The organism is Methylococcus geothermalis, assembly GCF_012769535.1.
GTDB lineage: Bacteria > Pseudomonadota > Gammaproteobacteria > Methylococcales > Methylococcaceae > Methylococcus > Methylococcus geothermalis.
Map to the genome: position 1 here is coordinate 978,473 of NZ_CP046565.1, position 25,813 is coordinate 1,004,285.

Consider the following 25,813-nt stretch of genomic DNA (forward strand, 5'->3'; position numbering starts at 1 on the left):
TGCATGGGCCGGTATGATCTCCAGACTATGTTGCTCGTACCCTTCCAGATCGGCGGTGAGCATTATGCACTGCCTGCCGCCGATGTCCTTACAGTAACGCAGGTTCCCCGGCTGCGTCCGCTGTCCCAGGCGCCGGCCTGGGTGGCGGGCGTTTTCCGCTATCGCGGTGCCGTTCTGCCCGCCGTCGATCTGAGCCTGCTGATCAGCGGCCGGCCCTGCCGTGCTCTGCTGAGCACGCGTCTGCTCCTGGTCGGAAATGCCGAAGGGGCTGTGCCCGCGCTGGGACTGCTGGCCGAGCGGGTGACCGGCACGGAGACCGTCGATCGGGACGCGCTTCGCGAGACCGGCGTCAGCATTCCCGGTGCCGAGTGGCTGGGGGCGGTGGCCGGCCTCGACCGGGTGGTGCTGCAACTCATCCGCTGGCAGCCTCTCGCGACGGAGGAACTGGCCCGTTTATGTGCCGAGGTGGAGCGGTGCGCTTGATCGCCGGCAGCGGCTGGGTGCGGGATTGGCTGGCGGCGGCCGGGCTCGAGTCTCGCGCCTTGGGGGAGGCCGCCATCGAATGCGCCTTGAAGCGGCGGCTCGACGCTACCGGCTACGATGCCGCGGCCTACCCGGCAAGGCTGGCGGCTGATGCGGAGGAGCGAGCGCGTCTGCTGGAGGCGGTATTGGTGCCCGAAACCTGGTTTTTCCGGGAACCGCCGGCCTTCGAGGCGCTGGCCGAGTTCGCCGCCCGGCATCGCTCGGAACGGCGGCCCGGGCCGTTCCGGGTGCTCAGCCTGGGCTGTTCGACGGGGGAGGAGCCTTGGTCCATCGCCATCGCGTTGCGGGAGGCCGGGATGAAAAGGGGGGATTTCCGGGTCGAAGCCTTGGATCTCAGCGCCGGGGCCATCGATACGGCCAGTGCGGGAATCTACGGCGGCCGCTCGTTCCGGAATCCAGGGGACGGGCTCTGGCGCAGCCGCTACTTCGATGAGACCGGGCATCGCCGCTACCGTGTGAAGGAGGGGCTGCGCGGGGACGTCGAGTTCCGTGTCGCCCACCTGGGCGAAGCGGGTTGGGGCGACGGCGACCAGCGCTACCACGCGGTGTTTTGCCGCAACGTGCTCATCTATCTCAAGGCTGATCTCAGGGCTCGCATCATTGCACGGTGCCGTGAGGCGCTAACTCCCGGCGGTCTGCTGGTTTTGGGGCATGCCGACGGCATCGGGGGGCTCGATCATGGTTTCCGGCGGCATGGTGCGGCCGGTGCGTTTTCCTGGGTGCGGCAGGATTCGACCGAAGCGGAAACGCCGCGCCCTGCACCCTCCCGGCTGGCGCCGTCCCAGCAAGCCAGATGCGGCGCCTCGACCGGAGCAGCCGAGGGTAGGACGTCCTCAAGGCCGGATGCCCCTGTGGGCACCCTAAAGGAACCTGCGCAGGTAGCCGCGTTGGGCGATGGCACGACTCTGAGTGCCGCACGTGCCCTGGCAGATCGGGGGGATTACACGGGCTCGGAACGCCTTTGCCGCGACTATCTGGTTTCGCATCCTCATGATCCCGAGGTCCACGCACTGCTTGGGATCATCATGTCTGCCTCGAACCGGGAGGAGGAAGCTCTCAAATATTTCCGGCAGGCGCTCTATCTGGCCCCCTCGCACGGCGAAAGCCTGCTGCACATGGCCGCCTTGCACGAGCGGCGAGGGGAGGGAGAGCGTGCCCGCCACTTTCGCAACCGCTCCGCCGCCGGTGAGGGAGGGCAATGAAGGAAGCCGGAATCCCGGAGGGGAGCTGCTGGAACCAGATCGGCATCTACGGCAGCCGGGAGTGCCCCCGCCTCGCCGAGGTGATCCACTGCCGCAGCTGCGGTGTTTATCAGGCTGCGGGCCGTGCGTTGTTCGACCGGCCGCCCGCCGAGGACGCCATCGAGCGCTGGACCGAGCAACTGGCGGCCGTGCCGGACGAGGACGCCGCGGAACGGACGTCGCTGGTGGTCTTCCGGCTGGGGTCGGAGTGGTTTGCCCTGCCGTCGGAGCGGGTTCGGGAAGGTGTCGCGGCGGGTCCCTGGCGGCGCGTCCCGCATCGCAGCGGGAAGAGTTTGTTGGGGATCATGAGCGTGCGCGGCGATCTGATCCCGTATTTTTCCCTCGCCGCCGTTCTGGGCGTCGAAAGCGAAGGCGATTCCGCGAGCGAACTGGTTTTGGTTTGCGGCGGGGAGGGACGCCGGCTGGTGTTTCCGGTCGGGGCCATCCTCGGCGCGAGGCGTCTGATCTTGGACGAGGAAAGCAGGCCCCCGGCGACGGTCGGCAGGGCGACCGATGCGTATACGCGGTGGCTGGTGCCGCTCCACGTGGGCAGCGTGGCGGTGCTGGACGCCGAGCGCCTGTTCGGGGCGCTGGAGGCGATGCTGCGATGAGCGATTTCGCCCTGCTGGATTTGTTCCGGGAGGAAGTCGACGTCCATGCCGGCGTTTTGACCGCCGGCCTGATCGCGCTGGAAGCCGGGCCGGCCGGACCCGGGCAGATCGAACCGCTCATGCGCGCGGCCCATTCGCTCAAGGGGGCGGCGCGGGTCTTGGGGCTGGACGCGGCGGTCGGCATCGCCCACGCGATGGAGGACGGCCTGGTGGCGGCCAAGGAAGGCAGGCTGGCGCTGATTCCCGCGCGGGTCGATGTGCTGCTCAAGGGCGTCGACTGGATCGTCGCCCTGGCGCAGGTGGACGAATCGGACCTGCCGGCCTGGCTGGTGGCGCAGGCCGACGCAGCGGACGCTCTGGAGCGCCGGTTGCGGAATCTGGCCGGTGTGGAATCCGGCACGGCTGGCGGGTCCGCCGAGCCGGCAGCCGTCGCGTCCGCCCCGCCGGTGCCCGCGGCGGCCGTTCGAACCGCACTGCCTGCCGCCGAAATCGTAGCTGCGGGGGAGACGGCTGCGACGTCGCCGGAGCCCGCTGCCGCGCCGGACCGCTCGGTCAAGATCAATGCCGAAGTGCTCAACCGCATCATCAGTCTGGCCTCCGAGTCGCTGGTCGAGGCGCACCGGATGGAGGACCTGCTGGCCAGGCTGGACATCACCCGCCAGGGGCTGGCCCGCCTGGCGGCCGCGCTGCAGCGCGGGGAGTCCGGCGGCGCTCGATCGGCAGAGGTTGCCGACGGCGCGCTGCGGTTGCTGGAAGAGGTACGGAGCGGACTGGCGCGAACCCTGGAAGAGCTGGAGGCCCACGCGCGCCGCGCGGCGCTGACCGCCGAATCGCAGTTCAGGGAGGTGGTGGCCGGCAGGATGCGCCCGTTCGAGGAAGGCGCGCGTTCGTTTCCGCGCCAGGTCCGCGATCTGGCGCGGGAGCTGGGCAAGCAGGTGCATTTCGAGCTCAGCGGCGGCACGACCCTGGTCGACCGCGACATCCTCGCGAAACTGGAGGCGCCTCTCGGCCATCTGCTCCGGAACGCTCTGGATCATGGCCTGGAGCAGCCGGAACAGCGGCGGGCGGCGGGGAAGCCGGCTGCCGGCAGCCTCCGCCTGGAAGCGCGCCATCATGCCGGTCTGCTGCTGATTTCGGTGAGCGACGACGGCCGGGGTGTGGACCGCGAGCAACTCCGCCGCAAGATCGTCGAACGCAACCTGACCACGGCGGCTCTGGCGATGCAGATGACGGATGCCGAGCTGTTCGATTTCCTGTTTCTGCCGGGACTGTCGACCTGCGACGTGACCAGCCGGGTCTCGGGCCGCGGCGTGGGCCTCGACGTCGTGCAATCCATGGTACATGCCGAGGGCGGCTCGGTGTCGGTGGAGTCGGTGGCCGGCCGCGGGACGGTATTCCGGCTCCAGCTCCCGGTCACCCGGTCGGTGGTCCGCGCCCTGCTGGTCCGTCTCGACGGCGAGCCCTACGCCTTTCCTCTGGCGCGCATCGGCTATCTGGCGGCGCTGGAGCCTTCCGAGCTCAGGACCGTCGAGGGTCGGACCTATTTCGTGGCGGACGGCGTCAACATCGCCCTGGTCTCCGCCCGTGAACTGCTGGAAATGGGCGCCCCGGAAACGATGGGGGATCGCATCCACGCGGTGATCCTCATGAACCAGGGCGAATCCTATGCCATCGAGGTGGACGCCTTTCTAGGCGAGTCCGAACTGGTGGTCAGGCCGCTGGATGCCCGTTTCGGCAAGGTGCCGCACGTCAGCGCCGTTTCGGTCGGCGAGGACGGCATGCCCGTGCTGATTCTGGACGTGGACGACCTGTTCCGGTCTATCGCCTCGATGCTGTCGGGCGGACTGGCGGTCGGGCGGCGGAACCGGGCGGTGCCGGCGCGCCAGCGTGTCCGCAGGATCCTGGTGGTGGACGATTCCATCACCGTGCGCGAGCTCGAACGGCGCCTGCTTGAGCACCACGGCTACGAGGTGGACGTTGCGGTCGACGGCATGGAGGGCTGGAACGCGCTGGGCCTGGGCCGTTACGACCTGGTGGTCAGCGATGTCGACATGCCGCGCATGAACGGCATCGAACTGGTTCGGCGGATTCGGGCCGATGCCCGCTTCGGGCGGCTGCCCATCATGATCGTTTCGTACAAGGACAGGGAGGAAGACCGGATGGCCGGATTGGAAGCGGGGGCGGATTACTACCTCGCCAAGAGCGGGTTCCGCGACGACACGCTGATTAAGGCGGTGCGGGAGCTGATCGGCGAGGCCGCCGTTTGAGAATCGCGATCGTAAACGGCGACCTTCAGGCGATCGAAACCTTGCGTTGCGTGGTCGAACCGGTCACCGGCCTGGAGGTCTGCTGGACCGCCCTCGACGGGAAGGAAGCCGTGGCCCGCTGCGCCGCCGACAGACCGGACCTGATTCTCATGGCGATGCACCTGCCGGAGATGGACGGCGTCGAGGCCACGCGCCGCATCATGGGCAGCACCCCCTGCCCGGTCCTGGTGGTGACGGCGACGATCGCCGGTTCCTTCAGCCGGGTCTACGACGCCATCGCGGCCGGCGCGCTGGATGCGGTCGAGACGCCGCGACGGCTGGAGGACGGTCAGGCAATCGCCGGTGCAGACGAGCTATTGCGCAAGATCGGAACGGTGGGGGCGCTGATGGCTCCACCGGCACAAGGGGTAACGCCGGGAAAGCGGGCGCCTCGACAGCCGCGGCCGTCGGACGGCGGAGAGGTGCCGGTCGTGGCGATCGGGTCTTCCACCGGAGGTCCCCAGGCGCTCGGCGTCGTCCTGTCGGGGCTTCCTGCGGACTTTCCCGCCGCCGTGCTGGTGGTGCAGCATTTGGACGCGCGTTTCGCCAGCAACCTGGCGCAAGGGCTGTCGCGCCAGACGCCGCTGGAGGTCAGGCTGCTGGAACGGCCGGAGCGGATCAGGCCGGCCACCGTCTTTCTGCCGGCTCGCGAGGCGCACATGGTGCTGGACGGACGGAGGCGGCTCCGCTACGTCGAAGCGCGGGACCAGGCCCACCACTGCCCATCGGTGGACCGGCTGTTCGAAAGCCTTGCCGCGCTCCCCGGCCTGGCCGGCTGCGGGGTTTTGCTGACGGGGATGGGCAGGGACGGTGCGGCCGGGCTTCTCGCCATGCGCCGGGCGGGCCTGATGACCATTGCCCAGGACGAGAGCACCAGCGTCATCTGGGGTATGCCGGGGGCTGCGGTCAGGCAAGAGGCGGCCGCCGCCGTCTTGCCTCTGGATCGGATCGCGCCCGCCGTGGTGCGGCACATACGTTCGTTAACGGAACCGGGACGAATGTCCCTGGGAGCATTTGATGAGTGAAGAAAAGGGACGGGTGACGGCGCTCGCGGTCGCCCACCCCGTCGTCGTCCTGCTGATCGACGACCAGAAGATCATCGGCGAAGCCGTCCGCCGGCTGCTGAAGGACGAGACCGACATCGAGTTCCATTTCCTGAGTGATCCGACCCAGGCGCTGGCCGAGGCCGAGCGCGTCAGGCCCACCATCATTCTCCAGGACCTGGTGATGCCGGAGGTGGACGGGCTCGATCTGGTGGTGCGGTTCCGGGAGCACCCGGCCTCCCGCGACATCCCGCTGATCGTGCTGTCGAGCAAGGAGGAGCCGACGGTGAAGGCGGAAGCCTTCGCACGGGGGGCGAACGACTACCTGGTCAAGCTGCCCGACCGCATCGAGTTGATCGCGCGCCTGCGCTACCATTCCAATGCCTACATCGCCCAGTTGCAGCGCGACGAGGCCTACGGCGCGCTGGCGGCGGAACTGCACGAGGCGGCGAGCTACGTGCGCTCGCAACTGCCGGCGCCGATACTTGCGGGGCCCATCCGCAGCGCTTGGGAGTTCGTGCCTTCCACCACGCTGGGAGGGGATTCCTTCGGCTATTTCGACGTCGATCCCGGCCATTTCGCATTTTTCCTCCTGGACGTCTGCGGCCACGGCGTGGGGCCCGCCCTGCTTTCGGTATCGGCCATGGCGGCGATCAGCCAGCGTACCCTGCCGGAGGTCGATTTGCTGGATCCGGCATCGGTGCTTGGCGCGCTCAACGAAGCCTTCGCCATGGAAAAGCATAATCTGCTGTATTTCACCATCTGGTACGGGGTGTTCGACCGGGCCACCCGTACCGTGCGCTATGCCAGCGCCGGCCATCCGCCGGCGGTCGTCATCCCGGCAGGCGGCGCGCCCGTCGAGCTGCGGCAGCAGGCCATGCCCATAGGCGTCATGGGCGACGCTTCGTTCCCGGCCGCGGCATTCCGCTTGCCGCCGGCTGCCACGGTTTATCTGTTCAGCGATGGGATTTACGAGGTCACGCGTCCCGGCGGCGAGGAGTTTACGTTCGGCGAGTTCATGGACCAACTGGCGTCGGTCGCTTCGTCCGGCGGCGGTCCGATGGAGATATTGGCGGCGATGCGCGACATTCAGAACAGCGCGGAATTCGAAGACGACGTCTCCGTTCTGGCGCTGAAATTCGATTGATCATCAAGGGCTCCGGAGCGGATTCGCCGCCCCGGCGCGCCGATGATCCTATGGCCGATCGGCGGGTAGGGGAAGCCATCTTTTCGGGTTCCGCCGGATGCGGCGCATCGCCTGCCGGCATCCATTGGCCCTAAGTATAGCCATTCCGTGCGCAAAGCTCGTCGCCGGAAGTGTTCGAAATGGCCTGCGTCTCGATTTCGTCGCCGACTCCCTCTACACTTCCGAACCGAGCGCGCTGGGCCGCGCGAGTGCCATGTTTCTCCCACTGCAGCCGTTGCGCATGTCCTTCAACCGTGCTGCCATCGACGCATTTCATCAAGGAACGGGGTCTCAAGATGTCCAAACTGCCGAAGCTGAGCCTGGCCGCCATGCTGTTGTTCTTTGCCTTGGCCGCCAGGGCCGAGCAATTGCGCGTGGTGGCGGACGAGTGGCCACCGTATGTCGACCCGAGCGCCGCGGGCGGCGGCCTGGCCATCGATCTGGTGTCCGCCGTGTTTTCGCGCGCCGGCTACACCACGCAACTCACGGTGGACGACTGGTCGCGCGACCTCGAGGGGGCCAGCATCGGCGTCTACGACGTGGTCGCGAACATCTGGTACACCGACGAACGCGCCCAGTATCTCGATTACAGCGATCCTTACCTGGTCAACGATGTCCGCTTCGTCAAGCGCAAAGGGACCGACATCGAGTTCGAGGATTACGGCGACATCCGGGGTCTGCGGATCGGCATGGTGAAGAACTACGGCTATCCTTCCGGATTTCTCCGTGCCGGCGGCTTGCTGAAGATCGCCAACGACACCCTGGTCGAGGCGCTGACCGAACTGGTGGAGGGCCAGTGCGACCTGGTGATCGACGATAAGTACGTGCTGGAGTACACGGCGAAGAAGTACCTGCCCGAAAGCGAGAACCGCCTCGAATTCCTGCCGCGGCCGGTCGGGCTGGAGCAGCTCCACATCGCCGTCAGCAAGGCCAATCCCCATCACGCCCGGATCGTCGACGATTTCAATCGGACTCTCAAGGCGATGAAGAACGACGGCACCTACGGCCGCATTCTGGATGCCCACCATTACCGGCCTTAGCCGCCTTTCCCGGCGGCCAGCAGCGGCAAGAGGTCGGGTTCGATGCTCTCCGGCGAAGCCGTCGGGGCGTAGCGCCTGACGACTTCGCCGTTGCGGTCGACCAGGAACTTGGTGAAGTTCCATTTGATGGCTTCGCTGCCGAGCAGGCCCTTTTGCATGGACTTGAGATAGGCGTAGAGGGGGTGCGCATGGTCGCCGTTCACCTCGATCTTTGCGAACAGCGGAAAGCTCACCTCGTAGCGGCTGGCGCAGAACTGCCTGATCTCCGCTTCGCTGCCCGGCTCCTGGCCGCCGAACTGGTTGCAGGGAAAGCCGAGGATCACCAGCCCGGCGTCACGGTGGCGCCGGTACAGCGCTTCCAGGCCGTCGTACTGCGGCGTGAAGCCGCAGCGGCTGGCGACGTTGACGATCAGCAGAACTTTTCCCCGGTAGCTGTCCAAGCGAATGGTTTCGCCGTCTATGGTGTCGACTTCGAAGTCGTAGAGGTTCATGTCGTGTCCTTCCTGTTGGGAGGGCGGGGCGCTGTCAGGTGACGACCACGCGGTTGCGCCCGCCCGATTTCGCGGTGTAAAGCGCCTTGTCGGCACGGTCGACCAAGGCGGTGTCGTCTTCCACGTCGGTGTCCGGATACGCCGTCGCTCCGATGCTGACGGTCGCGCGTATCGCCTGGTCGCCATCCATCAGTACCAGATCCTCCACCATGTGGCGCAACCGCTCGCTGACATATTCGAGGTCGTGCAGTGACGCGGCGGGCAGGACTGCGATGAATTCCTCGCCGCCGTAGCGGATCAGGACGTCGCCCTCCCGCAGCACGGAGCGCGCGGTCTTGGCGACGCGGGCGAGGACCCGGTCGCCGGCCAGATGGCCGTAGGTGTCGTTGATCCGTTTGAAATAGTCGATGTCGAACATCAGGATGCCGAGCGGGAGGTTCAGCCGAACCGCCCGCTGGAACTCCTCGCGCAGCCGGGCCATCCCGAACCGCCGGTTGTACGCACCGGTGAGGGGATCGAGCGCCGCCAGCGTCTGCAATCGGTGGTACAAGAGCGCATTGTGCAATGCCAGCGCGAGACCTCTCTCGAAGACGTCCAGGCGATTGCGGTCTTCGGCACTGAAGCCTTGGCCGCTGGCCAGCACCACCGCCCCGAGGACGACCTCCTTGTGCAGCACGGGGTCGATGACGACTTCCCTCGGCCGGAACTGCGCCAGCATCCCGTCCACCACCAGGTCCTCGGGCAGCTTCACCATGTGGCGGCGCTCAGTGCGCAGGGCGCTGCGGACGCGGTCGTTGTTCGCCAGCAGGTGAGCGCTGCCGATGCCCTGGGATGCGGCAACCCGGATTTCGCCATCCGCCTCGATCAGGATCGCCCCGCCGTCCGCGCCGGTGTGCTGCAGCAAGAGCGCCAAGGCCTGCTCGGTCAGCTGATGCACGTCGAGCTCGCTGACCAGCATCTCTGTAAAGGTACGCACGGCCGTTTCGGTTTCGATCGAAAGCGCCAGCGCCTCGATCAACTGGTTGAATGCCCGGGTGCTGTCGCCGATTTCGTCGTCGGAATCGACCTGGATGGCACAATGGTCCGGGGTGCATTTTTCGGCGGACTCGCCGTGCGCCATGCCTTTCAGCCGGCTTGTGACGAAACTCATCCGTTCCGCCAGCAGACGCAGCCGTTCGCCGACGACCGAACGCGCCAGCGCGATGTTCATCGCGCCCACGGCGAATCCGGCGGCAATGCAGGCGGCGAAGAACCAGGGCGTCAGGACGAAGGGGGAAGGAATCCCCAGACTCAGTGCGAAGAACGGAAAAATCAGCCCGATCAACAGGCCGAAGCCGATCATCCAGATCGACAGGTCGACGAAGACTTTGCGGGTCAGTCGGAGCATCGGGGCGTTCCAAGGTTGCTGGTGGTGGCTGGAAACCGGGCCGGTTTGCCGACAGTCCTGAGTTTAGCCGGCTTTGCATCCGCCTGACAGGGTGGCGCGGGTTGACCCGGACAGGTCTTGTCCAGTAGCTTGGGGCCATGAAAATCATCGCAGTGATTTCGCAGAAAGGCGGAGCCGGCAAGACCACGCTGGCCATCAACCTGGCCGTTGCGGCGGCGCTGGCGGGAAGCGGCGGCGTCACGCTGGTCGATCTGGACCCCCAGGCCAGCGCCAGCGTCTGGGGCGACAACCGGGAGTCTTCCATGCCGCGGGTCGAGGCCGCCCAGGCGAACCGCCTGCAGCAATGCCTGGACCGAGCCCGTGCCGACGGCGGGGGGTTCACGGTGATCGACACGGCGCCGCATTCGGAGACCGCAGCGCTGGCCGCGGCGCGCTTCGCCGATCTGATCCTCATTCCCTGCCGGCCCGCGGTGCTCGATCTGCATGCGATCGGCACCACGATCGACCTCGCCCGGCTGGCCGGGACGCCCGCGCGGTGGTGCTGAACTCGATTCCGTCGCGCGGCTCGCTGGCGGACGAGGCGGCGGAGGCGGTCGCCGGCTACGAGGTTCCGCTGGCCCCGGTGCGCATCGTGCAGCGCGCGGCTTATGTGCACCGGCGATCGGCCGCGTTTGCCGGCTGACGGTCCATGGGGCGGTGTATGGCGTGACCTATACGGTGGTTTTTCCCTGGGCCCTGGTGCGTTGAGGGACAAGCTCAAGCCGCCGAGACCGCGCGGACGCGACGGCGCAGCAGAACGATCGCTCTGAATCCGAGCAGCACGGTGAGCAAGGTTGCGAACCTCAGGGGGTCGGAGATGTCCTTCTTCACCAGCCACAGGTAGTGGATCACCCCGCCGGCGGCCGAGACGTAGACCAGCCGGTGCAGGCGCTGCCAGCGCTTGCCGCCGAGCCGGCGCATCATCGCATCGGTCGACGTGACCGCCAGCGGAATCAGCAGTACGAAGGACGGAAATCCGACGGTGATGAACGGCCGTTTCGCGATGTCCTTCAGTATCGCCGGCCAGTCGAAGAACTGGTCCAGCACCAGGTAGCCGGTGAAATGCAGCGTGCCGTAGAAGAACGCGAACAGGCCCAGCATCCTCCGCAGACGTACCAGCCAAGGCTGCCGCAGGAGGATGCGCAACGGCGTGACAGCGAGGGTGATGAGCAAAAAGCTCAAGGTCCAGTAGCCCGTCGTCCGGATGATCTTTTCGATGGGATTTGCTCCCAGCGTGCCGAGCACGGCGCCGGTGGACAGCTTGGCCAAAGGAATCAGGGCCGCGAGAAACACGGCGGCCTTCGCGGCCCTCAGCGCGTTCGCTCCGGGCCGCGGGCGTTTCGTTCCGCTAGAAGAACGTCTTGAGGTCCATGCCGGCATAGAGATGGGCGACCTGTTCGGCGTAACCGTTGAACATCAGCGTGGGCCGCTTGAAGAACTCGCCGAGCCGGCGCTCTTTCGCCTGGCTCCAGCGCGGATGGTCCACCTCCGGATTGACGTTGGCATAGAAGCCGTATTCGCTGGGCACGGCTTGGGTCCAGGTCGAAACCGGCTGCTGCTCGACGAAGCGGATGCGGACGATGGACTTGGCGCTCTTGAAGCCGTATTTCCAGGGCACGACCACCCGAACCGGGGCGCCGTTCTGATTCGGCAGCACTTCGCCGTAAAGCCCGAAGACCAGGAGCGTGAGCGGATGCATGGCCTCGTCCAGGCGCAATGCCTCCCGGTAGGGCCAGTCCAGCACCGATGACCTCTGGCCGGGCATCTGGATCGGGTCGTGCAAGGTGATGAACTCGACGAACTTGGCGTTCCCGGTGGGCTCCACGCGCTTGATGAGTTCCGCCAGCGGAAACCCCACCCAGGGCACCACCATGGACCAGCCTTCGACGCAGCGCAGGCGGTAGATGCGCTCCTCGAGCGGGGCGACTTTGAGCAATTCGTCGATGTCGAACACCTTGGGTTTTTGCACGTCGCCTTCCACCGCGACGGTCCAGGGCCGGGTCTTGAGGCTGCCCGCGGTCCTGGAAGGCGATTCCTTGTCGGTGCCGAACTCGTAGAAGTTGTTGTAATGGGTGACGTCTTCGAGAGAGGTCAGCGCATCCGGCAGGACATAACCGCTTTTTCGGACCCCTGGCAGTTTCTCGCCCGCGCCGACCCAGCGGGGCAGGAGGGCGGCCGTCGCCGCGCCGGCTGCCGTCTGCATGAACCGGCGGCGGTCGTAATACCTGTCCCGCGGGGTGATTTCGGAAGGGGCGATGGGGGGTGAGCAGGTAGTGCGCATGGAAGTCTCCCGCCTCAGGCGATGCGTCGCGGCGTCTTGCTTGCCGATGATGGTACTGCATGTCGCGCCATCGCTGTAGCATGCCGGCCATCGCCGGGTGAACGGCAGGGCGGCGGGTCAATCCAGGCGAATGATGCCCGGCGCTAGGCCATCGGCATACCGCTGCCACATCGCCTGGTAAAGCGCTTCCAGGTTGCGCGTATAGCGAGGGGTGTCGAATAGCGGCGTGGTGAGCCGGTTCGCCATCAGCCTGGCGTTCACGCGGGCCAGGCGCTCCGGCTGGGTTGCCAGTTCCAGGGCCAGGTCATGGTAGTCCCCGAGCTCCGTGGTGATCAATTCGGGCAGGCCGATGGCGGAGAGCAGGCTGCCCGCAACCCGCGAGGGAAAGGTCTCGCCCATGCAGGTGACGATCGGGACGCCGGCCCACAAGGCGTCGCTGGCCGAGGTGTGGGCGTTGTAGGGCCAGGTGTCGACCATCAGATCGGCCAGTTGCAATCGGCCCAGGTGCTCGATCTGCGGCTTTTCGTCGGCAAACACCAGGCGTGCCGGAGCGATGCCGCGCCGCAGCGCCTCGCGTTCGAGGTTGGCTTCCGCCGACGGATTTTTCAACAGCCACAGCACGCTGCCGGGGACGGCCGCCAGCAGCCGGCACCAGATGTCGAAAACCACGGGGGTGATCTTGTAGGCCTGGTTGAAGCAGCAGAACACGAAACCTCGTTCCGGCAGTCCGGCGTCCTTGCGGCTGGGTTTTTCGCCGACCGCGCCCCGGCAGCCGTGGGGTTGGTAGCTGTCCGGCAGGTAGGCGAAGGCTTCGCTGTAGTGCTCCGCGCTTTCCTGTGGCGTCAGCACCGGGTCGGTCACGATGTAATCGGCGAAATCGCCGCCGAGTGTGCCGGGATAGCCGAGATAGTTGACCTGAATCGGTGCGGGACGGAAGGTCAGGATCATGGTGCGGCTGGCACGGGTGTAACCTTTCAGGTCAACCAGGATATCGATGCCGTCGCGGTGAATGAGACTCGCCGCGTCTTCGTTCGTCAAGGCCTCGATGTCGGTGAAGCGGTCGAAGGTGCGCTCCAGCCGTTGCCGCATCCCCTTGCCGTCGTCGGGTCCATAGGAGTAGGCGAAGATTTCGAACCGCGCCCGGTCGTGCAGCTCCAGCATTTCGACCAGCAGGAAGGCGGTCGCGTGTTCATGGAAGTCCGAGGAGAGATAACCGATGCGAAGCTTCATCCGGCCGGAAGGCGTAAATTCGAAGTTTCTGGCCTGCCGCTGCTCTTCGCTGGCGGCAATCCGGTCCCGCAGCCAAAGTTCGGAACATTGCCGCTGCTCCCCGGCGCTCATCTCCGGGAACGACAGCAAGGAAAACGGCGCCAGTTTTCCGGAAACCCCCCGGGCGAGCAGGTCGCGCATTGCCTGGACCCAGGTGTCCTGATAGCTCCAGTCGCAGACGAGCTGACTGAGGGCGTGCATGTTCATCGGCGGTTCGCTTGGGGTCCGTGTCGGAGGGGGCGGGCATCGAAAGCATGCGGCGAGAGGCTTCTGACCAAGGGTCCTATGGGAACACAAGACGGCCGGCCATGCACGCGTTCATTTCCGTGCTCCGTCCGTGTCCCAGGCTTGGCGGAATGAGGAAAACGCGTCGGAAAAGCCTTGCCTGATGTGGCCCCAAGCGTCCTTCGAGCCGTTCTTGAGGCGGTCCGCCTGGGTGGATGCCTGATCCAGCGCTTCCTTCGATGTGTCCCGCGCGGCCCGGTCGACCTGCGCCCATTGTTCGCTGGTTCGGGATTTCAGCTCGTTGAATCCTGATTTCATCGAATCGGCGGCTTCGCTCCCCTTCCGGGAGGAATAGTCGCCGATGGACTGGGCGGTCTCCTTCATTTCGCGTCCGATGCGTTCGATCGACGGGGGCTCGCCGGAGTTGTCAGCGCCAAGGCTGGGAGAGGCCGGCTGCAGGAACAGGACCGCAACAACGAGGTAGGGAAGATGGGCGCTGGTTTTCATAAAAGCTGGCTCCTCATGGCATACGGCGCCGGATCGTCATGCCGGCAAGCCGAGTTTTGTACGTAGCTTGTTGGCCAGGATGGGGAAGGCCAGTACCGAGATCATGCCTGCACTGACCAGGACGGCCGCACGTTCGGGGGACATGAGGCCCGCTGACAAGGCAATTTCGGTGATCACGACGATCAGGGGCAATCCCGTCGCGGAATAGAGGATGAAGGGGATGGCATCCGCGGGCGACAGGCTGCGGCGATAGACGAACAAGGAAACGCTCCGGACCAGGATCAGCAATGCCAGCAGGATGATGATCTGGACCGGCACGAGGGGGCTTGCCCAGAGCGCGCCGAGATCGAACCGTATGCCGGCCGTGACGAAGAAGATGGGAACGAGAAAGCCGTATCCGATGGCGTCGAGCTTGGATCGCAGCGCCTCGCCGCCGGGTCCTTTGCTGGCGAGGCCCACGACCATGCCCGAGGCCAGCGCGCCCATGACGATGTCCAGCCCGAATTTGCCGGCGAGCAGGATCAGCAGCGCTTGCAGGGCAATGCAGATGCGTACGGGAAATTGGCCGCTGCGCTGCATGGAGCGGGCGAGGCGGTCGACCACCTTCGAGGATCGGACCCGGATGGCAAGGTAGGCTGCGGCGAGGGTGATCGCCACGAAGGAAAGCACGAACAGGGTGTGGAGGACATTGCTGTCGTTCGGAATCGCCAGGAAGGACAGCAGAAACATCGGACCGAGCTCGCCGATCGCGCCCGAAGCCACCACGTACTTGCCGAATTCGGTATCGATGTCTCCACAGTCGCGCAGGATGGGCACGAGTATGCCCAGCGCAGTGGTGGTCAATGCCGCGGCAGCCAGCAGCAGTGGCAGGCGGATCAGCCCCATCGCCTGGAACAGGAGCACGCAGAGAATCGCAACCCCGAAGGACAGCGCCCAGCCGAGCGCCCCCATCGCCAGTGGCCGTTTTCCGATTTTCCCGAGATCGATCTCCATGCCGACCTGGAAGATCAGAAAGGTCAAGCCCAGATGGGCCAGGGCGTCGACTACCAGGGACGGTTCCGCCAGGTGCAGCACCTGGGGTCCAGCGATGATGCCCAGAAGTATCTCCGCTACGACGATGGGCATCCGAAAGTTCTTGGGCAACTCCGCCAGCATGGGCGCGAGCATCGCGATGAGTGCAATCAACAAAAGGTCGGTCCGGAAGCTTTCCACCCTTTTCCTCCTGGTATCTCGTTCCGCTGGTCAAGACAGGCCGCGGCGTCCGTCGCCGGACGACATCCGTAAGCGTTCGAATGGGCGCGGCAGTCTGTAACCCTAACCGATGAAGTCCAGTGTGCGCAAAAGGAATGTTAAGATCACGCCAAGTGTGTCCGGTTCCCGGACGAGATGCAGTCATCGCATGGCGGGCGATACGCCGAGCGATTTTCGAGGCCGGGCGCCGACAACCGATTCTGAAATTGCTATCCGAAAAATGGATTTCTTATGTCGAATTTTGCCAAACTTGAATTGAACGAAGGCACCGTGGAAGTCCCGGTCATCGAAGGCACCGAGGGCGAAAAAGCAATCGATATCACCAAGCTGCGCGCCCAAACCGGCTACATCACGCTCGATCCCGGCTACGGCAATACCGGCTCCTGCCTCTCTGCCATCACGTACATCGACGGCGAACGGGGCATTCTGCGCTATCGTGGGATCGACATCGCCGAACTTTGCGAGAAATCGACCTTCGTCGAAGTGAGTTATCTGCTGATCTACGGCCACCTGCCGACGGTGGAGCAGTACGCGAGATTCAAGGAGAAGATTCACCACCACTCGCTCATCCACGAGGACATGAAGAGCTTTTTCACCTCGTATCCCGGCCATGCCCATCCGATGGCGATCCTCTCCTCCATGGTCTGCTCGCTCTCGGTCTATCACCCCGAACTGCTGAAGCCGGACCAGACCATCGAGGAGCGCGACGAAACCATTTCCAGGCTGCTGTCCAAGGTGCGGGTGCTGGCCGCTTTCGCCTACAAGCGTTCGGTGGGCGAGGCCTTCGTCTATACCCGGCCGGAGCTGGACTACATCTCCAACTTCCTGCACATGATGTTCACCCGGCCGATGCGCGGCTATGTGCCGGACGAGCTGATCCGCAAGGTGCTGGACGTGCTGTTCATCGTCCACGCCGACCACGAGCAGAACTGCTCCACCTCGACCGTCCGCATGGTGGGTTCGTCCAAGGCGAACCTGTTCGCGGCGATTTCGGCCGGCATCTGCGCCCTGTGGGGACCGCTGCACGGCGGCGCCAACCAGGCCGTCATCGAGATGCTGGAGGAGATTCACCGGGCCGGCGGCTGCTACAAGAAATTCATCGAACGGGCCAAGGACAAGAATGACCCGTACCGGCTCATGGGCTTCGGCCACCGGGTTTACAAGAGCTACGACCCGCGCGCCCAGATTCTGAAAAGGTACTGCGATGAGGTGGTCAATTACCTCGGCATCGACGATCCGATCCTCCAGATCGCCAAGGGGCTGGAAGAGGTCGCTCTGACCGATCCTTATTTCATCGAGCGCAAGCTCTATCCCAACGTCGACTTCTATTCCGGGATCATCTACCGGGCGCTGAAGATTCCCACCAACATGTTCACGGTGATGTTCGCGCTCGGCCGGCTGCCGGGTTGGATCGCGCACTGGAAGGAAATGCTGGAAGATCCGGGCATGCGGATCGCCCGCCCGCGCCAGATTTACATGGGGGAAAGGCTGCGTCCCTACGTCCCCATCGCCCAACGGTGAGGAAAGGCCCCGCGGCGCTCGCCGAAGGGCCTGGGAGGCTTCAGAGCAGGCTCTGCAGCAAACCGTTCAGCTTGTGCACGAATGCCGCAGGGTTATCGAGCTGGCCGCCCTCGGCCAGCACGGCCTGGTCGAACAGGACGGAAGCCAGGTCCTGGAATCGGGCATCCTCGGTTTCCGTCTTCAGGCGTGCGATCAGGCCGTGGTGCGGATTGATCTCCAGGATCGGCTTGCTGCCGGGGACGTCTTGGCCCGCGGTCTTCATGATCCGTTCCATGGTCCGGCTGATGCCATAGGATTCCGAGATCAAACAGGCCGGTGAATCAGTGAGTCGGTGGCTCAGACGCACGTCGCTTACCTTGGCCTCCAGTGCCTTTTTCAGCCGTTCCGTCAGCGGCGCGAACTCTTCCTTCTCGGCCTCCGCTTCGGCTTTTTCTTCCTCGCCTTCCAGCGCGCCCAGGTCCAGGTCGCCCCGCGCCACCGATTGCAGCGACTTGCCCTGGTACTCGGTCAGGTAGCCGACCAGCCATTCGTCGATGCGGTCGCTCAGCAGCAGCACCTCGATGCCCTTCTTGCGGAAGATTTCCAGGTGCGGGCTGTTTTTGGCGGCGCCGAAGCTCTCGGCCGAGACGAAATAGATTTTGTCCTGGCCTTCCTGCATCCGGCCGATGTAGTCGTCCAGGGAAACCGTCGGGTCCTCGCTGTCCGTGTGGGTGGAGCTGAAGCGCAGCAGCTTGGCGATGCGGTCCTTGTTGGCGAAGTCCTCGATGATGCCTTCCTTGAGCACCTGGCCGAAATGGCCCCAGAATTCCTTGTACTTGTCCGGCTCGTTGGTGGCCAGATCTTCCAGCAGCCCCAGCACTTTCTTCACCGCGCCGCCGCGAATTTTCTCCAGCTGCTTGTTTTCCTGGAGAATTTCACGCGAGACATTGAGCGGCAGGGTGTCGGAATCGATCACGCCGCGGACGAAGCGCAGGTAGCGCGGCATCAGCTTGTCCGAGTCCTCCATGACGAAGACCTTGCGGACGTAGAGCTTCACGCCGCGCTTGGAATCGCGGTCCCACAGGTCGAACGGCGCGTGCTTGGGGATGTAAAGCAGCAAGGTATATTCGTTGGTGCCCTCGACCCGGCTGTGGACGCGGGCCAGGGGTTCCTGGAAATCGTGCGAGACGTGTTTGTAGAACTCGTTGTAGGCCTCGTCGGTGATCTCGTCGCGGTTCTTGGCCCACAGCGCGGAGGCGCTGTTGACCGTCTCCCACACCTCGGCCGGCGTTTCCTCGCCTTCCTTGGGCTCGCCGGCTTCCCGCAGCATTTCGATGGGCAGGGAGATGTGGTCGGAGAATTTGCGGACGATCGAGCGCAGCTTCCAGCCATCCAGGAACTCGTCCTCCCCTTCGCGCAGATGCAGGGTCACGCGGGTGCCGTGTTCGGTCCGCGTCGCAGACTCCAGGGTGTAATTGCCTTCGCCGGCGGATTCCCAGCGCACGCCTTCCTCGGCCGGCGTGCCGGCCTTGCGGGTTTCCAGCACCACCTTGTCGGCGACGATGAAGGCGGAGTAGAAACCCACGCCGAACTGGCCGATCAACTGGCTGTCCTTGCTCTCGTCACCGGTCAGCGATTCGAAGAACTGCTTGGTGCCCGAGCGGGCGATGGTCCCGATGTTGTGCTGCACCTCCTCGCGCGTCATCCCGATGCCGTTGTCGCTGATGCTCAAGGTGCGGGCGGCCTTGTCGAACTCGATCCGCACCCGCAGCCGGCTGTCGCCCTCGTACAGCGCTTCGTTGCCGAGCGCGCTGAAGCGCAGCTTGTCGGCCGCATCGGATGCATTGGAAATCAATTCGCGCAGGAAAATCTCCTTGTTGCCATACAAGGAGTGGATCATCAGATGGAGCAGTTGCTTGACCTCGGCTTCGAAGCCCAGGGTCACTCGATTTTCGGCGACTGTCATGGGTGTAGGTCCCCCTTTGAGTTGTGACACGAACGGAAAAATCAGGCCTTCGAATTGGAGGCAAGGCGGGCCGATTTCAACACTGGTTCAGTCGGAGTCTCGATCCGGGCACCACTTCGCGCTCGACCTCAGCCTTTCCAGCCCAGCTTGTTTCTGGTCCACGCAGGACTGCGGCGGCAATCCAATACCGCAAAGACGCGCGCGATTTGGCCTTCCAGCCGGGGGCGGCTCAACGGTCATGAAGGTAAAGCACGTAAGCATTGCCCAGGTATACCAGCAGCAGGGCAATGCTGACCCAGCCGACGGTCCTGAACAGCCGGGTGTTGGCGCGGTAGAGGAGGCCCACGATGAAGATGCCGGTCATGACCATGGCCGAGAACGCCGACAGCGCGTGGACGGGCGAGACATGCGACAGCAGCGGCCCGGGCAGGAAAGCCAGGTCGTCGACGGCGAGAATGCAGACGTTGAACAGATTGCTGCCGAGCAAATTGGCGATCGCCATGTCGACGGCGCGGATGCGCACCGCACCGATCGTGACGCTCAGTTCGGGCATCGAGGTGGCGGCCGCGATGAACAGGGTGCCGACGAAGCTCTTGTGCCAGCCCATGGTTTCGGCCAGCGCAGTGCCGATGGACGGTAGCCAGGCACCCGCACCGACGACCACGGCGGCAGCCGCGAGATACTGCATCACCGCCCGTCGTAGGCGGATGCCGGGATATTGCTCGGTCACTTCTTCCGCGAAGGACGCCATTTGCTCGCGTTCATAAAGGAACACGGCGCGCATGGAAAACATGTACAGGAGGCCGAGCAGGGGGGAGTAAAGTCCGACCCAGCCCAGCGCCGGTACGATGTCCTTGTCGGCCAGCAACAGGTTGATGCCCACCAGGCCGAGCAGGATGATGCCGAAGCCCGCCGAGAGCAGATGGCCCTGGCTGGCGCGGCGGTAGACCGATTCGTGCCGGTGCAGGAAATCCAGGGCGACGAGGATGGCGAGGTTGAATACGCAGCTTCCCAGCACGTCGCCGGCGGCGATGTCCGGAGCCGCCGCGACGGTGACCGCGCTGACGCCGGTGATCAGTTCGGGAAGAGATGTCGCCGTGGCCAGCAGGATCAGGCCGATCCAGCTCCCGGACAGGCCGGTCTTTTCCGCGATCACATCGCCGTAGCGGGAGAGCCGGAACCCCGCCATGCCGATGAGCGCGGCGCACAACAGGAATTCCGCCCAGGGAATCAGCAATTCCGGCGCAGCCATCCGGCGGCCTTGTTCCCGTTCGCTAGGACGCCGCTTCGCGGATGATGGCTTTGACTTCCTCGCCGCTCACGACTTCCTTTTCCTTGAGCAGGGCGGCGAGCTTGTCCAGCGTGGCGCGGCGCTGGGTGAGGATTTCGCGCACGCGCTGCAATCCTTCCTCGACCAGCTTCCTCACCTCGTTGTCGATCAGCCGTGCCGTTTCCTCGCTGAAGTTGCGTTCCTCGGCACCTTCGATATTGAGATAGGCCAGCTGCTGGCGGCGGCCGTAGGTGAGGGGGCCGAGCACCTTGCTCATCCCCAGGCTGCAGACCATGGTGCGGGCGATTTCCGAAGCCTTTTCCAGGTCATTCTGGGCGCCGCTGGAGGACTCTCCGAATACCAGTTCCTCCGCGGTGCGGCCGCCGAGCAGGATGGCGATCTGGTCCTTCAGCTCCTGTTCGGTCGACAGGAACTTCTCCTCCACCGGGAGCTGGAGGGTGAAACCCAAGGCCGCCGCCCCACGGGGAATGATCGAGACCTTGTGCACGGGTTCGCCGGTAGGCACGATTTCGGCGACCAGGGCATGGCCGGATTCGTGCACCGCCACGCGGTGTTTCTCGGCGTCGCTGAGCAAGCGGCTCTTCTTCTCCGGTCCGGCCAGGATGCGGTCGATGGCGGCTTCGAAATCCGCCATGCCGATCGCCGTCTTGTTGGCGCGCACGGCGATGATGGCGGCTTCGTTGGCGGCATTGGCCAGATCGGCGCCGACGAAGCCGGGCGTGCGCTGGGCGACGACGCGCAGGTCGACGTCCTGGTCGAGCTTCATTTTTTGGGTATGCAGCCTGAGGATCGCGACGCGGTCCTCCAGTCCCGGCTTGTCCACCACGATCTGGCGATCGAAGCGGCCGGAGCGGAGCAGGGCCTTGTCCAGGATTTCCGGGCGGTTGGTGGCCGCCATCACGGCGACCCCGACCGAGGGGTCGAAGCCGTCCATTTCGGTCAGCAGCTGGTTGAGGGTCTGCTCGCGCTCGTCGTGGCCGCCCATCACCACCGGACCGCCGCGGGAGCGGCCGATGGCGTCCAACTCGTCGATGAAGATGATGCAAGGCGCGTTCTGGCGGGCTTGTTCGAACAGGTCGCGCACGCGGGCCGCGCCGACACCGACGAACAGTTCGATGAATTCCGAGCCGCTGATGTTGAAGAACGGCACCCCGGCTTCGCCCGCCACGGCGCGGGCCAGCAGGGTCTTACCGGTGCCGGGTGGACCGACCAGCAGCACGCCCTTGGGCATGCGCCCGCCCAAGCTCTGGATGCGGGTGGGGTTCTGCAGGAACTCGATCGTTTCCCGCAGCTCCTGCTTGGCCTCGTCGGCCCCGGCCACGTCGCCGAAAGTGACCTTGGCGGCGGTATCGGCCTGGATCTTGGTCTTCTTGCCGATGCTCAGGAAACCCCGCCCGCCGGTCATGCGCCGCGCCATCCAGGTCCAGAACAGGGTCAGCAGGGCGATCGGTACGACCCAGTTGAAGATCAGGTTGCTGAACCAGTTGCTGCCGTAGCGGACCGTGTATTTCACGCCCTTTTTTTCCAGTTCGGCGGCGAGTTCGTGGTTCCACAGCGGCACGGTGATGAAGGCTCTGGGCGATTCGCCTTCGGCTTCGGGCTTGAGGGTGCCCGAAATGGCCTGCTCGGTGACCACGGCCTCTTCCACCTTTCCTTCGGACACCGCCTTCAGGAACTCGCTGTAGGGGATTTCCTCGTTGCGCAGAGTCTGGTAGCCGTTCAGCAGGTACAGGGTCGACAGCACCAGCAGCAGGTACAGAATCATGTTGTTGCGGCGGCGGATGCCGTCGGGCCCCTCGCCCGAGATGCCGGCTTCGCTTTTCACCCGTTGCCAGAAATCGCTCAGGGTATCGAACAGCTTGCGGGGCGGTGTGGAATTTTGGGTGTTCTTGGCCATGGGAGTCTCCGGTTAAGGCTGCATGACGGCCGGGATGGTCGGTTCCGCTGGGGAGATTCTAGTGCTTGTGGCGCCGGATTGCTGCAAGGGATGGCCGGCGCCGCCCCGGGCCGCGTCACGGGGGATCGGCTCAGGTCCTGGTCTCGACGCGGCGTGACAAATCGGCAAAAACACCCGCGAGATCATGCAGGACTTCCTGGTTGGCATAGCGAACCACTTCCAGCCCAAGGGAATTCAGAAAGCGCGTCCGTTCGCCATCGTATTCGATTTGCCGGGCATGGCTGTCGCCGTCGATCTCGATGACCAGTTGAAGTTCGGAGCAATAGAAATCGACGATGTAGCTGCCTATGGGTTTTTGCCGCAGGAACTTGTACCGAGCGAACTGGCGGCAGCGCAGCACTTTGTTCCAGAGCAAGGATTCGGCCGGGGTGGGGTTCCTGCGGTTTTCACGGGCCAGGGCGGTGAGGTTCTTGTCGTAGGGGAGGTAGATGGCCCTCTGAACCCTCCTGCCCCCAACCCCCCTGCCCCCCTTATCAGGGGGGTTATCAAGGGGGTGCGGCGAGGACGCTCCGGCTTTTTCCTCGAGAAGGGATTGAGAGGACGGTGTATCTTCCCCCCTGACAAGGGGGGATTGAGGGGGGTTATTTTTCATCATCTTAACGTCGATGCCTGTTACACCCCCCGGCTCCCCCATCCGCCCGATCCGGCCCGACTGAGCATAGCCCTGCGACTCGAACAAGGCCATGACCTCGCCGGCGCTCGCCGGATCGCAGGCGACCAGCAGGCCCCCGCTGGTCTGGGGATCGCACAGCAGCTTGTGCTGCCATTCGGCCAGCTCGGGGCTCAGACGGACCCAAGCGCCGTAGCTGTCCCAGTTGCGGGCGGCGGCGCCGGTGGCGTAGCCTTCCTGGGCCAGTTCCCTGGCGATGTCGATGACGGGAATGTCGCCGAAGACGATCTCCGCGCCGAGACTCGATCCCCGGCAGATTTCCAGGAGATGCCCGAGCAGGCCGAAGCCGGTGACGTCGGTCATGGCATGGACCCCGTCGAGCTCCGCCAGCGCCGCGCCGACGCTGTTCAGGCGGGTGGTGTGTTCGATCATCCGGGCATAGCCCGTGGCATCGAGTCGGCCTTTTTTGAGAGCCGCGCTGAGGACGCCCACACCTAAGGGTTTGCCCAGGATCAGCACGTCGCCGGGCCGGGCCCCGTCGTTGCGCTTCAGCTTGTCCGGATGCACCAGGCCGAGCGCCACCAGGCCGTAGATGGGTTCGGGGGAGTCGATCGAGTGCCCGCCGGCGATGGGGATTCCCGCCGCTTCGCACACCGCCGCGCCGCCGGCCAGGATCTTCCGCATCGTCTCCACCGGCAGCTTGTCCACCGGCATGCCCACCACCGCCAGGGCCAGGATCGGCGTGCCGCCCATGGCGTAGACGTCGGACAGGGCGTTGGTGGCGGCGATGCGGCCGAAATCGTAAGGATCGTCGACGATCGGCATGAAGAAATCGGTGGTGGCGACCACGGCCTGATGGGGCCCGATACGGTAGACCGCGGCGTCGTCGCTGGTCTCCGTACCGACCAGCAGGTCGGGAAAGCGGCTCGCCAGGGGCAGTTCCGCCAGCATCTGCGACAGCACGGCGGGGGCGATCTTGCAGCCACAGCCGCCGCCGTGGGAGAGCGTGGTCAATCGGACGTCGGTCATTGGAGGGGCCTCACATGAAATTCCGGGTATGCAGGCTGGCCAGTCGCCGGGCCTGGTTTTCCTCGAAGCCGAGCTTCTGCAGGCGCAGGCGGCGGCCTTCGGCCATCTCTCGCTGCAGCGTCTGCACCGCTTCGAAGCCGCGGGCGATCGCCGCCGGCGACCAGGCGCCCGCCGCGAGCAGCACCAGGGCGTCGTAGACTTCCTCGTTGAGCCCGGCGCTGGCGGCGAGGCTGTCGTAGCGCAGTTCCACCGCATTGGCCAGCCGGCTGCGCAGCTCGGGTTCCCGCCGCAGTCGCTGGAGCAGGTGGGCCATGCCGAAGGCCACGTGGCGGGCCTCGTCCCGCGCCGCCAGCCGAGCGATCTGGGCGGTGACCGGGTCGGGGGCGTGGGCATGGAGGAAATGCAGCAGATTGACGAAGGTGCCTTCGCCCAGCACCGAGAGCAGGAAGGAAGCGATCGAGAAATCCGGCGCGTCGAACAGGGTCTTGAGCGAGCTTTGCCCGCCGGCGGTGGACAGGGCCGGTTCCCGCCGTTTCAGCCGGGCGCGGCGGGTGAACACCTCGACGTGGCGGGCCTCGTCCGCCACCTGGATCGCCAGCAACTGCATGATCTCGCGGTAATGCGGATGGATGCGGCCGAGGAAGCGGGCGGGTATCAGCAGGGCGGCGTTCTCGTTCTCGATGAGGTAGGTCATGACCTGCACCACCGCGTCCTCGACCTCGTCCGGCAGCTCGAACGGGGCGTTCCAGTCCACCGCGGTTTCCGGATCCCATTGCGCGGCCAGCGCCTGGCGGTACAGTTCCGCCGCTTCTTCGGCCCAGACCTCGGCCTTGCGGTCCAGCGGGAAATGCCATTCCGGCCCGCCGGCCTCCACCGTCGCTCCTCGCGCCGCCAGGCCCCAGCGGGACTCCGCCCGTTCGGCCACGGCTTCGGGTTCGCCCGGATCGGCCTTGCCGCAGCGTTCCGCGCCTTGCCAGCGTCCGGTCTGATAGCCGCCGCGGACGATGTCGGCCCGATTGTCGGTCACTTCGGCCAGCCGATGGCCCTGCGCCCGGCACCAGGCGGCGAGATGGGCCTGGAAGCCGGGCGCGCAGGCGCGCACGCGCAGGGTCGCGCCGGGCGGAATGCGGCTCAAGGCCCGCTTGACCAGCAGGTGCGCTCCGCGGTCGAAGCCGAGCGCCTCAATATCGATAGTCGGCGGCGAGGATGCGTCCATCGGGAGCATAAAACCCTTGCCGGTCGACCGCCGCCTCCAGTAGCCCGTAGCCGCTGCTGCGCCCCGGCAGCCATTGCTTGAGTCCTTCCAGTTCCAGCAGGGGGCGGACCGCCGGGTCGTCCCAGGACATGGCCAGCAACAGTTCGACGAAGCGCCCGACCCGTCCTGCCGGTGCGCCGGGGCTGGCGGTGAAGTTGCAGTGGTCGTAGGCGCCGGTCTGCGCCAGGATGCGGGTCGCGCCCGGCGTCAGGGTGCCGTCGGTGGTGAAGGCGAGGTGGTTGCCGTCGATCAGGCAGGCCGCATCGACTTCCCCGCGCAGCAGCGCCAGCGCCGCATCGCGCTCGCCGCCGATGTGGTCGCCGTGCTTGCCGCCGAGCAGGTCGAAGCGGCGGACGGCGAAGTCGCGTCCCGCCTGCAGGCCGTTTCTGGCCAGGTGTTCGAGCGGGATGAGGGTGGCCTGCGGCGAATCGACCGCGCCGAAGCCGACGGTCTTGCCGCGCAGGCCGTCCAGGGTTTCGATGCCGGCATCGGCGCGGACCACGATCAGGGAAGTCAGGTCGCGGTCGGTGTCGCGCATCGCGACCGCATCGACCGACGAACCCCGCGCCTTCGCCAGGCGCTCGGCCCGCAGCCAGGCCAGCGGCGAGTTCCAGGCCAGGTGGATCGTGCCGTCGAACTGGGCTTCGACCTGGCGCTCGTAGTTGGAGTACAGCAGGTAGTCGAAGGCCAGGCCCTGGTCGGCGAAATGCGCCTTGAAGCCTTCCCAGATGGTGACCACCTTCGGCGCATAGGCCACCGCGCCCAGGATCAGCGTTTCGCTCATG

23 protein-coding genes and 1 pseudogene are annotated in these 25,813 nt (G+C 65.5%); 10 read left to right on the forward strand and 14 right to left on the reverse strand.

The window, feature by feature from the left end; all coding sequences use genetic code 11:
- Positions 1-27: 27 nt before the first annotated feature.
- The 7 genes from GNH96_RS04730 (at position 28) to GNH96_RS04760 (ending at position 7,970) form a co-directional block, all read left to right on the forward strand.
- Positions 28-483 carry a chemotaxis protein CheW gene (locus GNH96_RS04730; RefSeq protein WP_169602625.1) on the forward strand — a complete coding sequence of 152 codons (456 nt, stop codon included), beginning with the start codon at positions 28-30 and terminating at the stop codon, positions 481-483.
- On the forward strand, positions 474-1,745 hold the full coding sequence (locus tag GNH96_RS04735; protein ID WP_169602626.1) for a CheR family methyltransferase: 1,272 nt from the start codon (positions 474-476) through the stop codon (positions 1,743-1,745). The genes GNH96_RS04730 and GNH96_RS04735 overlap by 10 nt, the downstream gene beginning before the upstream one ends.
- Positions 1,742-2,395 carry a chemotaxis protein CheW gene (locus tag GNH96_RS04740; protein WP_169602627.1) on the forward strand — a complete coding sequence of 218 codons (654 nt, stop codon included), beginning with the start codon at positions 1,742-1,744 and terminating at the stop codon, positions 2,393-2,395. Before GNH96_RS04735 ends, GNH96_RS04740 begins: the two co-directional genes overlap by 4 nt.
- A complete protein-coding gene (locus tag GNH96_RS04745) occupies positions 2,392-4,662 on the forward strand; it encodes a hybrid sensor histidine kinase/response regulator (protein ID WP_169602628.1) in 2,271 nt (756 codons plus the stop codon). The genes GNH96_RS04740 and GNH96_RS04745 overlap by 4 nt, the downstream gene beginning before the upstream one ends.
- Complete coding sequence (gene cheB / locus GNH96_RS04750) at positions 4,659-5,726, forward strand: chemotaxis-specific protein-glutamate methyltransferase CheB (protein WP_169602629.1); 1,068 nt, start codon at positions 4,659-4,661, stop codon at positions 5,724-5,726. The genes GNH96_RS04745 and cheB overlap by 4 nt, the downstream gene beginning before the upstream one ends.
- Positions 5,719-6,891: a fused response regulator/phosphatase gene (locus GNH96_RS04755; RefSeq protein ID WP_169602630.1), complete on the forward strand. Its 1,173-nt coding sequence runs from the start codon at positions 5,719-5,721 to the stop codon at positions 6,889-6,891. Before cheB ends, GNH96_RS04755 begins: the two co-directional genes overlap by 8 nt.
- A gap of 335 nt (positions 6,892-7,226) precedes the next feature.
- Positions 7,227-7,970, forward strand: a complete 744-nt coding sequence (locus GNH96_RS04760) for a substrate-binding periplasmic protein (RefSeq protein WP_169602631.1) — start codon at positions 7,227-7,229, stop codon at positions 7,968-7,970.
- Here the strand turns inward: GNH96_RS04760 and GNH96_RS04765 are convergent.
- Together GNH96_RS04765 and GNH96_RS04770 are read right to left on the reverse strand one after the other, a co-directional pair.
- Positions 7,967-8,461, reverse strand: coding sequence for a glutathione peroxidase (locus GNH96_RS04765; protein ID WP_169602632.1), 495 nt, complete (start codon positions 8,459-8,461; stop codon positions 7,967-7,969). The genes GNH96_RS04760 and GNH96_RS04765 overlap by 4 nt on opposite strands.
- Before the next feature lie 34 nt (positions 8,462-8,495).
- The gene (locus GNH96_RS04770; protein WP_228720016.1) at positions 8,496-9,848 is read right to left on the reverse strand and encodes a GGDEF domain-containing protein; all 1,353 of its coding nucleotides are present in this window, start codon (positions 9,846-9,848) and stop codon (positions 8,496-8,498) included.
- A gap of 137 nt (positions 9,849-9,985) precedes the next feature.
- On the opposite strand from GNH96_RS04770, the gene GNH96_RS04775 reads away from it, so the two are divergent.
- Together GNH96_RS04775 and GNH96_RS04780 are read left to right on the forward strand one after the other, a co-directional pair.
- Positions 9,986-10,393, forward strand: coding sequence for a ParA family protein (locus tag GNH96_RS04775; RefSeq protein ID WP_169602633.1), 408 nt, complete (start codon positions 9,986-9,988; stop codon positions 10,391-10,393).
- Positions 10,384-10,530 (forward strand): hypothetical protein, encoded by a 147-nt coding sequence (locus GNH96_RS04780; protein ID WP_169602634.1) that lies wholly within the window; start codon positions 10,384-10,386, stop codon positions 10,528-10,530. Before GNH96_RS04775 ends, GNH96_RS04780 begins: the two co-directional genes overlap by 10 nt.
- 74 nt (positions 10,531-10,604) lie before the next feature.
- Here GNH96_RS04780 and GNH96_RS04785 read toward each other — a convergent pair whose 3' ends face one another.
- From GNH96_RS04785 to GNH96_RS04805, 5 genes are all read right to left on the reverse strand, one after another.
- Complete coding sequence (locus GNH96_RS04785) at positions 10,605-11,180, reverse strand: protein-methionine-sulfoxide reductase heme-binding subunit MsrQ (RefSeq protein WP_228720017.1); 576 nt, start codon at positions 11,178-11,180, stop codon at positions 10,605-10,607.
- Positions 11,181-11,235: 55 nt separating this feature from the next.
- A complete protein-coding gene (gene msrP, locus GNH96_RS04790) occupies positions 11,236-12,168 on the reverse strand; it encodes a protein-methionine-sulfoxide reductase catalytic subunit MsrP (RefSeq protein ID WP_169602636.1) in 933 nt (310 codons plus the stop codon).
- A 117-nt stretch (positions 12,169-12,285) separates the two neighbouring features.
- Positions 12,286-13,644 carry an O-linked N-acetylglucosamine transferase, SPINDLY family protein gene (locus GNH96_RS04795; RefSeq protein WP_169602637.1) on the reverse strand — a complete coding sequence of 453 codons (1,359 nt, stop codon included), beginning with the start codon at positions 13,642-13,644 and terminating at the stop codon, positions 12,286-12,288.
- Positions 13,645-13,755: 111 nt separating this feature from the next.
- Positions 13,756-14,169, reverse strand: a complete 414-nt coding sequence (locus tag GNH96_RS04800) for a hypothetical protein (RefSeq protein WP_169602638.1) — start codon at positions 14,167-14,169, stop codon at positions 13,756-13,758.
- A 36-nt stretch (positions 14,170-14,205) separates the two neighbouring features.
- The gene (locus GNH96_RS04805; protein ID WP_169602639.1) at positions 14,206-15,381 is read right to left on the reverse strand and encodes a cation:proton antiporter; all 1,176 of its coding nucleotides are present in this window, start codon (positions 15,379-15,381) and stop codon (positions 14,206-14,208) included.
- 270 nt (positions 15,382-15,651) lie between these two features.
- On the opposite strand from GNH96_RS04805, the gene GNH96_RS04810 reads away from it, so the two are divergent.
- Positions 15,652-16,941 carry a citrate synthase gene (locus GNH96_RS04810; protein ID WP_169602640.1) on the forward strand — a complete coding sequence of 430 codons (1,290 nt, stop codon included), beginning with the start codon at positions 15,652-15,654 and terminating at the stop codon, positions 16,939-16,941.
- A gap of 40 nt (positions 16,942-16,981) precedes the next feature.
- Here GNH96_RS04810 and htpG read toward each other — a convergent pair whose 3' ends face one another.
- The 7 genes and pseudogenes from htpG to GNH96_RS04845 all read right to left on the reverse strand — a co-directional run bounded on the left by htpG (position 16,982) and on the right by GNH96_RS04845 (position 25,812).
- Positions 16,982-18,886, reverse strand: a complete 1,905-nt coding sequence (htpG, locus tag GNH96_RS04815) for a molecular chaperone HtpG (protein WP_169602641.1) — start codon at positions 18,884-18,886, stop codon at positions 16,982-16,984.
- A gap of 229 nt (positions 18,887-19,115) precedes the next feature.
- Positions 19,116-20,138, reverse strand: coding sequence for a sodium:calcium antiporter (locus GNH96_RS04820; RefSeq protein WP_169602642.1), 1,023 nt, complete (start codon positions 20,136-20,138; stop codon positions 19,116-19,118).
- A 22-nt stretch (positions 20,139-20,160) separates the two neighbouring features.
- Entirely contained in the window at positions 20,161-22,074 is a 1,914-nt protein-coding gene (gene ftsH / locus GNH96_RS04825; protein WP_169602643.1) for an ATP-dependent zinc metalloprotease FtsH, read from the reverse strand.
- 130 nt (positions 22,075-22,204) lie between these two features.
- Complete coding sequence (locus tag GNH96_RS16290; protein WP_407658846.1) at positions 22,205-22,768, reverse strand: endonuclease domain-containing protein; 564 nt, start codon at positions 22,766-22,768, stop codon at positions 22,205-22,207.
- Between the two features lie 21 nt (positions 22,769-22,789).
- Positions 22,790-23,773: pseudogene (selD, locus tag GNH96_RS16295) on the reverse strand (selenide, water dikinase SelD); the annotation flags it as partial.
- 10 nt (positions 23,774-23,783) lie between these two features.
- The gene (locus GNH96_RS04840) at positions 23,784-24,989 is read right to left on the reverse strand and encodes a ferritin-like domain-containing protein (RefSeq protein ID WP_169602644.1); all 1,206 of its coding nucleotides are present in this window, start codon (positions 24,987-24,989) and stop codon (positions 23,784-23,786) included.
- A complete protein-coding gene (locus tag GNH96_RS04845) occupies positions 24,955-25,812 on the reverse strand; it encodes a phosphate/phosphite/phosphonate ABC transporter substrate-binding protein (RefSeq protein WP_169602645.1) in 858 nt (285 codons plus the stop codon). The genes GNH96_RS04840 and GNH96_RS04845 overlap by 35 nt, the downstream gene beginning before the upstream one ends.
- Between the last annotated feature and the right edge of the window lies 1 nt (position 25,813).

Coding starts and splice junctions, on each gene's coding strand:
- GNH96_RS04745 (WP_169602628.1), top strand. CDS start 2,392: ATGAGCGATTTCGCCCTGCTGGATTTGTTCCGGGAGGAAGTCGACGTC.
- msrP (WP_169602636.1), bottom strand. CDS start 12,168: ATGCGCACTACCTGCTCACCCCCCATCGCCCCTTCCGAAATCACCCCG.
- GNH96_RS04775 (WP_169602633.1), top strand. CDS start 9,986: ATGAAAATCATCGCAGTGATTTCGCAGAAAGGCGGAGCCGGCAAGACC.
- GNH96_RS04845 (WP_169602645.1), bottom strand. CDS start 25,812: ATGAGCGAAACGCTGATCCTGGGCGCGGTGGCCTATGCGCCGAAGGTG.
- GNH96_RS04840 (WP_169602644.1), bottom strand. CDS start 24,989: ATGGACGCATCCTCGCCGCCGACTATCGATATTGAGGCGCTCGGCTTC.
- GNH96_RS04740 (WP_169602627.1), top strand. CDS start 1,742: ATGAAGGAAGCCGGAATCCCGGAGGGGAGCTGCTGGAACCAGATCGGC.
- GNH96_RS04755 (WP_169602630.1), top strand. CDS start 5,719: ATGAGTGAAGAAAAGGGACGGGTGACGGCGCTCGCGGTCGCCCACCCC.
- GNH96_RS04765 (WP_169602632.1), bottom strand. CDS start 8,461: ATGAACCTCTACGACTTCGAAGTCGACACCATAGACGGCGAAACCATT.
- ftsH (WP_169602643.1), bottom strand. CDS start 22,074: ATGGCCAAGAACACCCAAAATTCCACACCGCCCCGCAAGCTGTTCGAT.
- GNH96_RS04820 (WP_169602642.1), bottom strand. CDS start 20,138: ATGGCTGCGCCGGAATTGCTGATTCCCTGGGCGGAATTCCTGTTGTGC.
- GNH96_RS04810 (WP_169602640.1), top strand. CDS start 15,652: ATGTCGAATTTTGCCAAACTTGAATTGAACGAAGGCACCGTGGAAGTC.
- htpG (WP_169602641.1), bottom strand. CDS start 18,886: ATGACAGTCGCCGAAAATCGAGTGACCCTGGGCTTCGAAGCCGAGGTC.
- GNH96_RS04770 (WP_228720016.1), bottom strand. CDS start 9,848: ATGCTCCGACTGACCCGCAAAGTCTTCGTCGACCTGTCGATCTGGATG.
- GNH96_RS16290 (WP_407658846.1), bottom strand. CDS start 22,768: ATGGGGGAGCCGGGGGGTGTAACAGGCATCGACGTTAAGATGATGAAA.
- GNH96_RS04730 (WP_169602625.1), top strand. CDS start 28: ATGTTGCTCGTACCCTTCCAGATCGGCGGTGAGCATTATGCACTGCCT.
- GNH96_RS04795 (WP_169602637.1), bottom strand. CDS start 13,644: ATGAACATGCACGCCCTCAGTCAGCTCGTCTGCGACTGGAGCTATCAG.
- GNH96_RS04800 (WP_169602638.1), bottom strand. CDS start 14,169: ATGAAAACCAGCGCCCATCTTCCCTACCTCGTTGTTGCGGTCCTGTTC.
- GNH96_RS04760 (WP_169602631.1), top strand. CDS start 7,227: ATGTCCAAACTGCCGAAGCTGAGCCTGGCCGCCATGCTGTTGTTCTTT.